The sequence below is a fragment of the Paenibacillus sp. 7523-1 genome (assembly GCF_002276415.1).
GTDB lineage: Bacteria > Bacillota > Bacilli > Paenibacillales > Paenibacillaceae > Paenibacillus > Paenibacillus illinoisensis_A.
In genome coordinates this window covers 1-12,988 of the sequence record NZ_NPBR01000017.1, presented here as the reverse complement: position 1 = coordinate 12,988, position 12,988 = coordinate 1, and the positions used below count along the sequence as shown (strand labels likewise).

Below are 12,988 nucleotides of genomic sequence, written 5' to 3'. Positions count from 1 at the left end.
ATGGGCAGGATAGAATAATAAATTAACTTCATTTAGTAAAAACTACCCTTAAGAATCAGGGGAAGAGGGTATCAAAATTGAAAAAATTAATCGGATCGTTGCTAACAGTCATCATTATATTGGTGACAGTTCAGTCCGTTTGTGCAAAGCCAAACGCTGAACCAATGAAACGGCTTGTACTTACTTTGTTAGCTCCAAAAATACAGGAACAAATTAACCACTACTACAAAAATAAATTAACTGTATCGCCTACGTTTACCTTTCCCATGATTTAGCGGAACGATAGTTCCACAAAAGAGAAGTTCTATTCAAAATCCCACATGGAGTAGGATTTTGTTTATATTGATATGTATATCTTGTGATCAAAAGATACTTTATGTTTTTGATTCATTACGGTGATCCGTATCATAGGTGGAAGTACAGAACATTTAACTAACGGGAAACATTAGTACAATAAGAAAATGGTAGTCAGGACAATGCTAGTGCATGTCTAAGAACTATTTCCATTTAAATAGTAGTGGCGAGTCTAAAACGAATTCACCTTATCTATTAAAAAGGAGCTGACTATGTCAGCCCCTTCGGTCTGAATTATCGTTTATCTGTTGTCCGGGTTACATGAACATCCCGTTCGCGTCTCTTTAAGCCCGCCAAGCCAGCTAATCCGAGTAGACCTAGCAGACCCCAATTACCATGATCTCCATCTTCGTCATCGTTGTCTGTGCTTTGTGTCTGAGTCGTACTCGCCGCGTTACCGGTACTTACACTCTAGTTTTTCTTATGTTGCTGACTATTAACTAACCAAGGTTAAGCAAAATGAACCGATTTTCTATTTTTTGGATTTTAGTAAAAAATTTTAATAATCTCTAGGCCATTATTTATCGTTGTAAGGGTTAAGTATATAACTTGTAAATAAAATAATAAACAATCAGTGATATGCTCCCCGATCGGCTGACAGGTGAAATAACATAGCTGTTTTCGTGAGGGGAGCATTTTCATCTACATAACAGAACGTAGTAGAAGCACATAACAAAAACTGAATTTTGCTCAAGGTATGCCAAGGTGTATAAATACAAACATATGGAAGCATATTACCAATTGAGCGCTACTCAGAGGGGAATGTGTTTTGTGATTCAAAAGGTTATAAATTGGCTGTTTAAGCAGGAATCAAGAACCAATAAGAATGTTCACGCTTCTGAACAAGGCAATAGCAAAAATACGCCTGACTCATCATCTAGGCTATTGAGTTGTTCGCTCGAAAATAACCTGACCATATTGAAACAGAGAATGGGACATAGTACGGATTTCATTGTCCGTAGTTGGAATACCGAACAGGGAAATACAGCTCTAGCTGCAAGTTATATTGATGGCTTGATTGATCAGCAGCTTTTAACGAAGCTTTTGGAAGATCTCACGGAAGACGTTCGAAGTGGATCCATCCAGAGTGCCGAAACTTGGTTGGTGGATTACGCTCCTATTGGAAGTATAACCTGCCTTGAGAACGAAGAAGAATTAATTAATGCAATTCTTAATGGTCAGGTTGCACTTATCGTCGAAGGTAACTCAAAGGCCTTCGCCGCCTCCATTAGCGGCGGGGCTAAGAGGGCTGTCGAAGAGCCAACTTCACAGACGGTAGTTAGGGGGCCTAAAGAGGGATTCACTGAGGATATTTCCACCAACATAGCACTCCTCAGGAGAAGGATCAAATCAACTGATCTTAGCATTGACTCTAGGAGTATAGGAGAATATACCCAGACAAAGGTATCGGTGGCCTATATTAAGGGAATTGCTGATCCGAATGTAGTGAGGGAAATTTCCAAACGCTTGGATTCTATTAAAACCGATAGTATTTTGGAAAGTGGATACATTGAGGAGTATATTCAGGATGGTGTTTGGTCTAGATTTCCCACCATTTTTAATACGGAGCGGCCGGATGCCGTTGCAGGCAGCTTACTTGAAGGACTAATCGCAATATTCGTTGATGGAACCCCATTCGTCTTGGTTGCGCCCGTAACTTTTTTTCGGTTTATTGCATCTAGTGAAGACTACTACCAGCGTTATGACTTGGCAACATTTCTTCGATTTATCCGTACGGCATCATTTTTCCTTGCATTGCTGCTGCCGTCGTTTTTTATTGCTACAACGACATTTCACCAGGAAATGTTACCAACCACACTTCTGATTACCTTAGCTGCACAGAGGGAAAATACACCATTGCCAGCACTACTTGAGGCAATAATCATGGAACTAACCTTCGAGGTTATCCGCGAAGCGGGAATTAGGATGCCCCGAGCAATCGGGCCGGCCATCTCCATCGTTGGGGCTTTGGTTCTGGGACAAGCTGCGGTTCAGGCGGGATTAGTTTCTGCTGCTATGGTAATCGTGGTTTCCTTCACAGCCATCTGTAACTTTGTGCTTCCTTCTATTAATATGGCTGGTGCTATTCGTTTGCTTCGCTTTGCACTCATGCTGCTGGCGGGTACTTTTGGTTTATATGGCGTACTGGCTGGATTGATTCCCATACTCGTTCGGTTAGTATCTCTGGACTCGTTCGGCGTACCTTATATGATGCCGCTTGCACCCTTTAATAAAAGTAATATGAAAGATTTGTTAGTGCGTGTACCTTGGTGGAAGATGAAGAAGCGACCAGTAATGATTGGTGATTCCAATCTTATGAGGCAATCAACAGGACAGGAATCATTTGCTGAACAGGCAGGCGAACATGACCGAGATCCTATGGCGTAAGGAGGAATCATATGGTTCGTTCAATCAGGTATATCATGATCGTCGTCGTGTTATTTGGTCTGACAGGTTGCTGGAACCGAGCCGAACTTAACGAGTTATGGGTAACCGCGGCTACGGGAGTTGACACGTCGGATGACGGTCAATGGATCGTATCTTATCAGATTATTGTTCCCTCAGCTATTGCCAGTGGCACCGGAGGAGGATCAGGTGGGTCTTCCCAGCCGGCATCCTATGTATTCTCTGTCAAGGCAAAAACGTTTAACCAGGCTTGGTCGTACAGCACGATGGAGTCGTCAAGACGAATTTACATAGCACATAACCGTGTTATATATATTGGAAAAAAAGCTGCAGAGAAGGGATTAGAACATCTAGTCGATTTCTATCTACGCAATACGGAAGCTAGAGAATTGGTAACTATGGTTACAACCGACGGTCTTGCTTCAGATTTATTAAAAAAAATAATGCCTCCTGAGAAGCTTCAAGGGGCTGCTATGCATGATTTGATTGACAATGAGAGTGATATTCTATCCGTTTACCCTAAGGTCAGGGTCTATGACTTTGTATTAAGCATGAACTCCGATTCTAGGTCCATTGGCATACCGGTTGCTAGCTTGGTGGGGGAAAAGAACCAAGAGAATGAAAAGGAAGCAGAGGGTTTGGATGTGCTCAAAAAAACTTCAACTCCGCTAAAGCTTAGGTTAACTAAATTAGCCGTTTTTCAAAACGGAAAGCTTAAGGGTTTTCTTAATGAGGAACAGGGGCTGGGGGTATCCTACCTTTCTCAAAAGATTAAAAATACCGAAATTTCTTTTCCATGTAGCGAACAGTCCGGCAGGGAATTGTATTCTTCTTTAAGAGTTAATTCAGCGGATGTAAAGCTTCGGCCCGGAAAGAGCGGTTATCATTACACTATGCAAGTAAAAGTCAAAGTTAATGGAACTTTAATTGATACCACATGCACGAAAGATATTTCCCAAACGCAGACCATAAGAGATATGGAAGGTGAGATATCCAAAGAAGTAACCAGAGTGATAAAGGAAGGGTGGAGTAGACTTCAGGAACTTGGTGTGGATGCAGCTGGATTTGCTGATCAGATTCATCGTAAATTCCCTAGGGACTGGAGGACAGTGAAGAAAGATTGGGACCAGGAGTTTAAAAAGATGGAACTGGATATTCAAGTTGATGCACGGATTCGGCGTCCGGGACTCCAACAAAGACATATTGGTAGTAAAACCTAATCCATATTTAATGAAAGGGTTTATAATGAATGAGCAAAACTGTTACCCGGGTATCCGGGTTGGTGATCGCCTTTTCCCTGTTTCAAGTCGGCAGTACAACTTTATTTCTATTGGGTGCTACAGCCAAGCAGGACGCCTGGCTCGCTATGATGATCGGGTCGCTCGGTGGCTTCGTATTGCTTATGATGTACCTGTTCATTCACAAACTTGACCCACAGCGGGATTTATACGAACTCCTCCGGTATTATTGGGGGAAGTGGATTGGCAGCCTGGGTGGTCTGCTGTTCATCGGTTACTTTACTTATGAAGCCTCCAGAAGTATCAGAGATATAGGCGAACTTGGTACATTGACATTGCTGAATCAAACTCCTACGGCAGTTGTTACATTAATAGCGTTAGGTGTCTGCGCTGATGTCGTGCGCTTTGGGCCTAGGGTCTGGTTTCTTTTATGCCATATATTTCTGCTTTTGATGATCCTTGGCTACGGTGCTATCTTGGTATTGGTTCCTTTTACGGGGCTGATTCACCTGGATTTTTTATTCCCTGTATTAGAGAACGGCATAGCTCCCGTTGTGGAAGCGGCCATTCCTGAAATTATATCATTCCCGTTCGGTCAGACAGTACTATTCCTCGTGCTGTTTAAGCTTATTAAAGATAAAAGTAAGCTAAAGCGGTCTATAATGATTGCCTACGGGATCACTGCTGTCTTCCTGATCATAATGAATGAGTTATCGGTGCTTGTTCTTGGCCCAGAGTTCGCAGCTTCAAGCACATATCCATTGTTTGAAGTTACTCAACTTATTGAGGTTCCGAAAATTATTGAGCGAGCAGATGTCTTGTTTACAATGATTCTATTTATTGGAATCGGGGTTAAAACAGCGGGTTTTATGTTTGGAGCCGTCATTGGGTTACAAACGATAACCCCTTTTAGATATAAGCCCGCGTTACTCTTGCTAAGCCTAATTATTTATGGTTTAACGTTTCTCTCACCAAGGTTAACCGAATTCTTATGGCTCGGCCTTCATCTAGCTTTAGTTAAAATCTGGCCTGTTTTTCAAATTGCTCTTCCTGCGCTCCTTTTCTTAACGATATTGATCCGAAAGAAGATAAGAAAGAAGCATAGTTAGCAGGAGGTGGTAAGTTAAACAAAGACACGCAAACATCTGGATGCAGAAATTGGCCAGTATTATGGTACAATGGCAAATTCGATTACATACATGGCATTAAAAATCCGCGGAATCCGCGGATTTATTTGTTTCCTGATCAAGCCATTTACCCGTATGACGAGGGAGGTTTTTTCTGTAATTTCATAATCCACATTGATCACTAGAATATTCCAATTTGTGCTAAAATCGAAAGCAGGCTATTGGTTTTGGGATGTAATTGAACCGTGAAATGAATCAGAGCATGCTCAGGAGGTCTTAGGATATGGAAAAACGCATTCTGCTCGTTGAGGACGACTACGATATCAATCAGTTGATTGAAAGCCAGCTAAAACAGGATCACTATAGCGTTGCATCGACACGCGACGGTGAGGAAGCACTCGCACTTTTTCAAAAAGAGAAATTCGATCTGATCTTGCTCGATTTGATGCTCCCCAAGGTCAACGGCATGGAGTTGCTCAAACATTTCCGAGAGACCAGCAAAGTTCCTGTCTTGATTATTTCTGCGAAAGGCAGCGACCTAGACAAGGCCATGGGCCTTGGGTTTGGCGCTGATGATTATATAAGCAAGCCTTTCTCCATGATCGAATTGACAGCCAGGGTTCAGGCGGCCATTCGGAGGGCAACGTTATACGCGGAAACGGAAAGCAAATCTGCTGAGCCTCCCGTTATTACGTTTAAGGATCTCATTCTGGAATTGCATTCGTTCTCCGTAAAAGTAAAAGGAAAACGCATACCGCTCACCGCCAAGGAATTCCATATCCTGAAACTGTTTCTAACCCATCAAAGGAGGGTGTTCACCAAGGAGCAAATCTATCAACTTATTTGGGAAGAAGATTATTACGGGAATGAGAACGTAATTAATGTACATATCCGGAGACTCCGGGAGAAAATCGAAGAAGACCCGTCAGCCCCACAATACATTCGGACGATTTGGGGAATCGGATATAGAATGGGGGATTAATACATGGTCCTTCTTCTATCCGTCATTATTGCCGTGTTGGTTGTAATTATCGGAGGGCTATTTCATAGAGAAAAGAAGCGAAATCTAAGCATCCTGGAGATTACGAATAAAATATCCGATATTTTGGACCAGGAAACGGCCGAGAAAGTGTTAGTGCCCACAAGCGACCGTGCCATTAGGCAGTTGCTCACTCAGATTAACCGTCTGCTGGATAACAAACAGAAGGTATTTGCGGATTATGCCAGAACGAAGGACAGCCAAAAGAAAATGATCTCGAACATGTCTCATGATTTAAAGACGCCGCTAACGGTCATTCTCGGCTACACGGAGAAACTGAATCATAAGAATGTGTTAACCGCTCAAGAAGAAGAGCAAGTTATTCAACGGTTGAATAATAAAGTAAACAGTCTGATCACTTTGCTTAACCAATTTTTCGATCTTGTCAAAATCGAGTCGGAGGATTATGATATTCCGCTTAGCAAAATATCATTGAGCGAAGTTTGCCGGAACAGCGTTCTTGAGTTTTACGACCTGCTGGTCTCCAGAGATCTTCGGGTTGAGATAGACATTCCGGAGCTGCCCTTTTATTTTCATGGTAACAAGGATGCGCTGCATCGAATATTGAGCAATCTAATTTCAAATTCCATTCGGTATGGAAGCGACGGGGGTGTGTTCGGATTGACGGTTCGTGAAGAAGGGGACTGCGTTGCCGTAGACGTGTGGGACCGGGGCAAAGGAATTGCAGAAATTCATCAGGAACGCGTATTCGAACGACTTTATACCCTGGACGATGCACGAAATCCACAATTTCAGGGAAGCGGGCTGGGACTCAGTATTTCCAAGCGTCTAACCGAAGAAATGAACGGATGGATCAGTTTGAGCAGCTCGGAGCCGTACAAAAAGACCATTTTCACTTGCAAATTCAAGCAATTAACCTATTAGCGATTCATCCAAGAGATGTTGTTCTTTTCTTCAACGTCTCTTTTTTATTTCACCCGCACTCTCGATTCATTCTTAAGAAACATGTAAGGAACGGGAAAGGAATAAGTCCATTCTCTGGTCTAAGCTAGAGATAAATAACAATGAAATCAAATTGTGAACACAGGTGGTGGTCCTCATGAATTTCATTATTCAAACTACGGATCTGAGCAAAACCGTAAAAGGGAAGTCCATTGTATCGCGCGTCAATCTAAATGTAAGAAAGGGCGAGATTTATGGTCTGTTGGGTCCTAACGGCGCAGGTAAAACAACGATCATGAAGATGCTGACGGGACTCATTCTTCCGACATCCGGTGCGATTATGCTGTTTGGCAAGAAATTTTCTGAAACCTCGAAAGAGGGCCTCAAGAGGGTCGGGAGCATTATTGAATATCCAATATTTTTCGAGCACATGACGGCCATGGAGAATCTCCAAATTCATTGCGAATACTTGGGTTATTACGATAAGAGAGCTATACGTCAAGCTCTGGATCTGGTCCAATTGGAAGGGATCGAAGATAAAAAGGTGAAGGATTTCTCGCTTGGCATGAAGCAGCGTCTTGGCATTGCCAGAGCCGCCATCACCAAGCCGGAATTAATCGTGCTGGATGAACCCACGAACGGACTGGACCCGATAGGTATTAAAAACATGAGGGATTTGATCCGAACGCTGAACCAGGAATATGGGATTACGTTTATCCTGTCCAGCCATATTCTGGGGGAAATTGAGCAGGTCGCCGATAGAATCGGCGTCATTCAAAGCGGGCAGTTGGTCGACGAAGTCACATTATCCGACATTCGAAGACAGCGTACCGGCTATATTGAACTTTTGACCTCTAATGTGCAGAAATGCGCCTTTATACTTGAGGATGAGCTTCGAATATCCAATATCAAAATTGTACAAGATCAACGAATTCGAGTTTATGATCCGGACGTATCGACCAGTCAAATTACAAAGCTGCTGATTGCGCATGAGATTGAAATTGAAGAAATCCAAAAAGTTAACAGTACACTGGAAGACTATTTCTATCATCAAATTCAGGGAAAGGAATGATACCGGATATGCTGAAATTAATCGAGCTGGAATGGAAGAAGCTTGAACGTAAGAAAGTGATCGGTGAAGCGATAACGTACTGGCTTATACTCATGTTCTTGCCGATATTTTTTCTCAAGGTTGTTTTTGCTGATATGCCAATCGTTCGTTTTGGAGAGAGTTATGCTGCGGCGCTGGACTTGATGATAGCTATTCAGATGGGGTTTATTTTGTTCGGAGCTTCCCTGATCAATCACGTATTTATTGAAGAATATAAGAATAAGACGATAGCTCTTTCATTTGGATACCCATTCAGCCGAAAAAGGCTTGTTATGGCCAAGGTGCTGTTTATTGTGTTGGCGGTTTTTATCGGTACTCTGGTATCCTTTGGAGTTAGCGGTATTGCGACCTTTGCGCTCAACCAGGTTATGGATGTTATTCCAGGGACGCCAACGGCAGCTGACCTGACGAATTATGTGATCCGAATGATTATACACTCCTTCGCCGCCGCGCTTGCCTCTTTAATTCCGTTATTTTTGTTTGGAATTTGGAAGAGGGCAGTCATCCCGACAGTCATTTGTGCCGTCTTCCTGATGCAGTTTCCTAATTTTCTCGGCCTGCTGCGAATCACTTTGAGTCCGGACTTTCTATATATCATTTTCAGTATATTGGGTGTGTTAAGCGTCATTTTATCCGTAAAGTTCGTAAATAAACTGGGGGATATGTAACGAAAGAATGTCTAGTGACAGGGGAGTGAATATTCATTTGTAACACACGGGTTCATTGAAATAACCCGTATCTAAGCGTGAAATATAATATGCCCAAGACTAGACCAAGTACAACGAACACATTGTTCTTCCACGCGTTATTACTTTCCAGTTGAAATTCCATTGTTCCAAACGAAGTATTTTAAAGCCAAGGAAGTCCGTTGAGAAAGCCCAAAGGATAGCTGCTGAGAACAAGAAGGCTGCTCGCCGCTTTGACCGTCTTGCTTCAGGGTCCTTTTCTAATAGGTAGGAGGCGAAATAAGGCAGCAGCCCAGAATAAAGTAGAAGCCGTCCCACCAGCGAAAGCGGCTGATTACAAAGCTGTACAGAAGTCCGTTCAGCAGATGGTGGGCCGAGCAGACAAGCTGCGGGTATGGTTAGAGCAATACTAATGAGAACTGCGTTTTTTCTCTTGCGGATAACACCGAACCATATCCCGCTTATGCAAAAAACATAAGCAAACAAGTAAAACGGTTATGGCCGCAATGCTGGCTGTATAAAGAAGGCTGCTTAAGAGTGGGGTCAGCAAATTCTTGCAAAGCAGATAAGGAACGATCGTTAAATGGATGGAAAAGTAAAAAAATCCATGCCACCGCATAGCAAAGAAAGACCTATCCAGAAGTTTTTGCGAAAATGCTGTGACATCATCATGATGCCTAGCAGCCATAGGGAAGCGAATCATTTTCCCTAAACATCAAGTCGATAGGGAGATCGTTTAAGGGATGACAGATTTTTATCCTCCACAGTTCGATAAAGACCAGTCATACTAAATATAAATGGCTGTCAGTACCGACAGATGAACAGTAATGGAGTGAGAAAGCGAATTAGGCTACACAGGGGATGAGGGAAAAGCGCTTGTTGCTGAAGAGAAATTCGGGCCGAACACGCTGTATGCTGTCACGCAGTTTAAGATACGCAATTAGCTGGGTGGTTCTGGCACATCGGAAGACAAAATCGGCAAGCAATCATGTGGCGTCCTTTTCTCTTTCAGTGTAGGTTCCTACAAAGTTAAACGCGAAGAAGAAGTATGTTCTTCTTATAATAGACTATGAATAGCACAATATAAAAATCGATGCCTTCACATTCATTTTATTTATGAAATAAATTTATCTGATGTTTTGTAAACCGGAGCTTAAACGCTCCGGTTTTATTGTACACCAATAAGTTTTAAGGGGGTGTTGAAAGGTGATAGCGTTACTAATCCGTCGCATTCTAAGGATACTCAGTCAGACTGGACAAAGGAACGGTCATTTCCTGCTCCGAGTTTCCGATCGGATAGATTCGAGCCGTTTCATCCTCATTCACATGCTGGATTACGATAGGGGCATCCTGGTAAGTTACATTTTTCATAATGACCGATTCCGAAATTTCAATCGCTCTTTGTTTGTTCATGAGAATTCTCCTTACTCTGAAAGCTTTTTCGATTGATCAAGATGACGGTGCGTGGCTTTTTTAATTTCTTGGTCGAGTTTCGATTGTCCTTGAATTTCTGCAGCCGCCTCCATCTGATGATTCAGCTGCTGTTCGATTTGTCCGATTCCATGCGCCTCTTGTTGCTGTTTGCTCTTAGCCAAAACGATCCCTCCATGGTTGTAATAAGATCTTTATAATCTCTGTATCACTACATTGCACCAAACGGTAGGAGCTTATGCAAAAGTTTTTCATGTACTGTGATTTAAATACCACGGTGTTACATTGGATATGAGAATCTTCCTAACATGTACAGAAAGAGAGAGCCGATTGGAAAGTAGGTGCAGGGGTATTTACGCCATACTTCATCAAGATCGGTTCAAGTGTCCGTTACGTCTTGTTTAGTTTTTCATAACTTATAGAGTGGCAGAATTGGATGAAGACAGTAAGTTCATTTAGACAGGAAGGGTTGCAAGATTTTAAGAGGAGGCGGAAATATGACTAGAAAAGTCGTGATTGAGATTAACTTCAACAACTACGGTTTTGACCCGCAGCGTCTGACGAGGGAATGGTTGGAGCGGAGAATGGACATTTTTCGCAGATATACGCTGAACTGTCTCAAGGCACAGACGAATCAGGATTTCCTGACCGTAGTAAAGCTCTCGAAGGAATCAGGAGAGTTGATGCAGGAAATTTTGGCAGAGCAGGAACCATTACCGGCCAATATCCGTTTCGGTACGCATATCGAGAGTGTTCGCGCCATACTCTCCTTTGCTGAAGGATATGAAGATATCTATATTGCCAGACTGGATTCGGATGACCTGTACCACAGAACGTTTGTCCAGCAGCTTTATAGCGTGCAGCCAAAGCCAGAGACGATGGCACTAATCAACCAGAACGGGTATCTGTGGGACAGCGTCAATAATGAGATGGCACCGACGTTCCATCGTTCACCGCAGTTCTATGTGTATCTGTATAAAACGGAGCAATACGCCTCAGGATACCGCGTCAAGTTACCGGGCAGAGGCACCCATGGGAATGTCATCGATCTGCCACATGAGTTGCTGGCTCCACGCAATTATATCAATGTCGTTCATTCTAGTAATACCTCGGTAAAAAAGGTTCCACTTAAAGATCGGCTGAATGGAAGCGAGATTGAACAGGTTTTACGGGAATTCATGATCTGACCAAATGTGTGTTTGATTGAATTCAAAGTGAGCGGAAATATCCGCTCTCCACATCCTAGACCATTCTAGATCATTCCTGAACATCAAAGGAGGGCTAAGCGCGTGTCTAAGGAAAAAAAACTCATTGTAGAAATGCTCTTTAATAACTGGGGAGCGACAGCGGATCGACTGACCATGCGATGGATAGAATACAGAATAGATATATTTATGAAATATGCACTCAAAAGCCTACTCCTTCAATCTTCTCAGGATTTTACCTGCTATGTGCTATATGATCCGAAGTCAGAGAAGCTTATAAATGAGATACTAAAAAAGTATCCTTCCCTGCCTTCCAATATCTGTTTCGTAACACCTAGAGATTACCAGTCTCATATCAACCGAGATATTGAAAAGTTCAAGTATTTGTACCGCGTGTATCTGTCCAGTGACGATATGTATCACCAAGATTTTATCAAAAAGCTGCACGCCTATAAAGCTCACAAAGATACGGTTGCCTTAATACCGCAATACGGTTACATCTACGACTCGGTACAAAAGCGGCTGGGAAAATTTTTTTTCTGGCTTCCCAGCTATGGTGTAACTATTATCAAAGTGGATGAGTATCTGAGAGGACAAGCGGCCCGATATTCCTGGCGCGATGCATTTAAGGTTCCCAGGGAATTCATTCATATCAACGAACCAATTTGGATTAATCATATTCATGGACAGAACACAGGTACAACTTTTGCCAATGCACTGACCTGGAAAATAGCAAATGTTCATGATGCTTGTACGTTGGAGCCTTGGAATAACAATAAACAACCTAAAGCTGCTTTCGGCCCTGAGATCACAGAGCCAAATGAGATCGAACAGATCCTGAACCGCTTTTTCTAACTCTGCGCTCCATATTTTCCTTGACTGTTCGGTTGTTGTAGCTTTTGCCAAGAGCTTGGCTCCATTGCTGAAAAGGAGAAGAACATTATGTCACTGTCTATTTATGATCCCTGTTACATTAAGCTAATGGGGACAAAGTCATACTATAATTACATTAATCATATATTATAAAAAGGGAATCTAACTTATTTTAATAGGGTTGTTGATTGTGGGTAATAGACTTTTGACTGAGCATATCCAGCATGTAGGCAGCACCGCACTTCCAGGCACTTTAACAAAGGGTGACCTTGATATACAAGTGCAAATTCCAAAGACCCACAGAGTTTAAAAGTTTGTCATTGAGCTAACAGGAAACGTTAGCTCAAGAAAGAAGAGAAGTCATCAAAGTGATTATCCGTGTTTTCAACTAGCGGACCGACAATAGGAGTGCTAGCATCCTACCTTGATTGAAGAGGCAGTGAAGAGATGCAATAACGAGTGGAAATACGCTCGTGTGATTTAAGTTTATTTTTGCTATGCACAAAGAAGGTCGTTAATATATAACGGCCTTCTTTGTGCTGTATCAAGAGAAGGTTATCTAACTTTCACTAATGAATTTCTCAAACGAATTTATTTTGATTCATCTGCTTCATT

General features: G+C 42.4%; 14 protein-coding genes and 1 pseudogene. 12 read left to right on the top strand and 3 right to left on the bottom strand.

The features are described 5' to 3' along the window. The first annotated feature begins 164 nt into the window (after positions 1 to 164). Complete coding sequence (locus CHH60_RS30315) at positions 165 to 275, top strand: DUF3888 domain-containing protein (protein WP_255248014.1); 111 nt, start codon at positions 165 to 167, stop codon at positions 273 to 275. Positions 276 to 588: 313 nt separating this feature from the next. Here the strand turns inward: CHH60_RS30315 and CHH60_RS29875 are convergent. After that, a pseudogene (locus CHH60_RS29875) lies at positions 589 to 735 on the bottom strand (WGxxGxxG family protein); the annotation flags it as partial. Positions 736 to 1,077: 342 nt separating this feature from the next. Here CHH60_RS29875 and CHH60_RS18585 point away from each other — a divergent pair. From CHH60_RS18585 to CHH60_RS18550, 8 genes are all read left to right on the top strand, one after another. Continuing rightward, positions 1,078 to 2,742 (top strand): spore germination protein, encoded by a 1,665-nt coding sequence (locus CHH60_RS18585; protein WP_255248000.1) that lies wholly within the window; start codon positions 1,078 to 1,080, stop codon positions 2,740 to 2,742. A 35-nt stretch (positions 2,743 to 2,777) separates the two neighbouring features. After that, a complete protein-coding gene (locus CHH60_RS18580; protein ID WP_255247999.1) occupies positions 2,778 to 3,980 on the top strand; it encodes a Ger(x)C family spore germination protein in 1,203 nt (400 codons plus the stop codon). 29 nt (positions 3,981 to 4,009) lie between these two features. Continuing rightward, positions 4,010 to 5,107, top strand: a complete 1,098-nt coding sequence (locus CHH60_RS18575; protein ID WP_095360555.1) for a GerAB/ArcD/ProY family transporter — start codon at positions 4,010 to 4,012, stop codon at positions 5,105 to 5,107. 301 nt (positions 5,108 to 5,408) lie between these two features. Continuing rightward, positions 5,409 to 6,107 (top strand): response regulator transcription factor, encoded by a 699-nt coding sequence (locus tag CHH60_RS18570; RefSeq protein ID WP_095360554.1) that lies wholly within the window; start codon positions 5,409 to 5,411, stop codon positions 6,105 to 6,107. 3 nt (positions 6,108 to 6,110) lie between these two features. Further along, positions 6,111 to 7,049 (top strand): sensor histidine kinase, encoded by a 939-nt coding sequence (locus CHH60_RS18565; protein WP_095360553.1) that lies wholly within the window; start codon positions 6,111 to 6,113, stop codon positions 7,047 to 7,049. Between the two features lie 175 nt (positions 7,050 to 7,224). Further along, a complete protein-coding gene (locus CHH60_RS18560) occupies positions 7,225 to 8,139 on the top strand; it encodes an ABC transporter ATP-binding protein (protein ID WP_095360552.1) in 915 nt (304 codons plus the stop codon). Positions 8,140 to 8,147: 8 nt separating this feature from the next. Further along, positions 8,148 to 8,846 carry an ABC transporter permease gene (locus tag CHH60_RS18555; RefSeq protein ID WP_095360835.1) on the top strand — a complete coding sequence of 233 codons (699 nt, stop codon included), beginning with the start codon at positions 8,148 to 8,150 and terminating at the stop codon, positions 8,844 to 8,846. A gap of 260 nt (positions 8,847 to 9,106) precedes the next feature. After that, a complete protein-coding gene (locus CHH60_RS18550; RefSeq protein ID WP_217989997.1) occupies positions 9,107 to 9,277 on the top strand; it encodes a hypothetical protein in 171 nt (56 codons plus the stop codon). Positions 9,278 to 10,097: 820 nt separating this feature from the next. On the opposite strand, the gene CHH60_RS18545 is transcribed toward CHH60_RS18550, so the two are convergent. Next, complete coding sequence (locus CHH60_RS18545) at positions 10,098 to 10,277, bottom strand: H-type small acid-soluble spore protein (RefSeq protein WP_095360550.1); 180 nt, start codon at positions 10,275 to 10,277, stop codon at positions 10,098 to 10,100. An 11-nt stretch (positions 10,278 to 10,288) separates the two neighbouring features. Beyond that, positions 10,289 to 10,459 carry a hypothetical protein gene (locus CHH60_RS29870; protein ID WP_176476120.1) on the bottom strand — a complete coding sequence of 57 codons (171 nt, stop codon included), beginning with the start codon at positions 10,457 to 10,459 and terminating at the stop codon, positions 10,289 to 10,291. Positions 10,460 to 10,792: 333 nt separating this feature from the next. On the opposite strand from CHH60_RS29870, the gene CHH60_RS18540 reads away from it, so the two are divergent. From CHH60_RS18540 to CHH60_RS18530, 3 genes are all read left to right on the top strand, one after another. Further along, complete coding sequence (locus CHH60_RS18540; protein ID WP_095360549.1) at positions 10,793 to 11,482, top strand: glycosyltransferase; 690 nt, start codon at positions 10,793 to 10,795, stop codon at positions 11,480 to 11,482. A 102-nt stretch (positions 11,483 to 11,584) separates the two neighbouring features. After that, the gene (locus CHH60_RS18535; RefSeq protein WP_255247998.1) at positions 11,585 to 12,355 is read left to right on the top strand and encodes a glycosyltransferase; all 771 of its coding nucleotides are present in this window, start codon (positions 11,585 to 11,587) and stop codon (positions 12,353 to 12,355) included. Between the two features lie 208 nt (positions 12,356 to 12,563). Next, positions 12,564 to 12,683, top strand: coding sequence for a GrpB family protein (locus tag CHH60_RS18530; protein ID WP_255247997.1), 120 nt, complete (start codon positions 12,564 to 12,566; stop codon positions 12,681 to 12,683). Positions 12,684 to 12,988: the final 305 nt, after the last annotated feature.

What these genes read in the sequence shown, in the direction of transcription:
- CHH60_RS30315 (WP_255248014.1), top strand. Translation starts at nt 165, where the DNA reads ATGAAACGGCTTGTACTTACTTTGTTAGCTCCAAAAATACAGGAACAA.
- CHH60_RS18585 (WP_255248000.1), top strand. Translation starts at nt 1,078, where the DNA reads ATGGAAGCATATTACCAATTGAGCGCTACTCAGAGGGGAATGTGTTTT.
- CHH60_RS18580 (WP_255247999.1), top strand. Translation starts at nt 2,778, where the DNA reads ATGATCGTCGTCGTGTTATTTGGTCTGACAGGTTGCTGGAACCGAGCC.
- CHH60_RS18575 (WP_095360555.1), top strand. Translation starts at nt 4,010, where the DNA reads ATGAGCAAAACTGTTACCCGGGTATCCGGGTTGGTGATCGCCTTTTCC.
- CHH60_RS18570 (WP_095360554.1), top strand. Translation starts at nt 5,409, where the DNA reads ATGGAAAAACGCATTCTGCTCGTTGAGGACGACTACGATATCAATCAG.
- CHH60_RS18565 (WP_095360553.1), top strand. Translation starts at nt 6,111, where the DNA reads ATGGTCCTTCTTCTATCCGTCATTATTGCCGTGTTGGTTGTAATTATC.
- CHH60_RS18560 (WP_095360552.1), top strand. Translation starts at nt 7,225, where the DNA reads ATGAATTTCATTATTCAAACTACGGATCTGAGCAAAACCGTAAAAGGG.
- CHH60_RS18555 (WP_095360835.1), top strand. Translation starts at nt 8,148, where the DNA reads ATGCTGAAATTAATCGAGCTGGAATGGAAGAAGCTTGAACGTAAGAAA.
- CHH60_RS18545 (WP_095360550.1), bottom strand. Translation starts at nt 10,277, where the DNA reads ATGAACAAACAAAGAGCGATTGAAATTTCGGAATCGGTCATTATGAAA.
- CHH60_RS18540 (WP_095360549.1), top strand. Translation starts at nt 10,793, where the DNA reads ATGACTAGAAAAGTCGTGATTGAGATTAACTTCAACAACTACGGTTTT.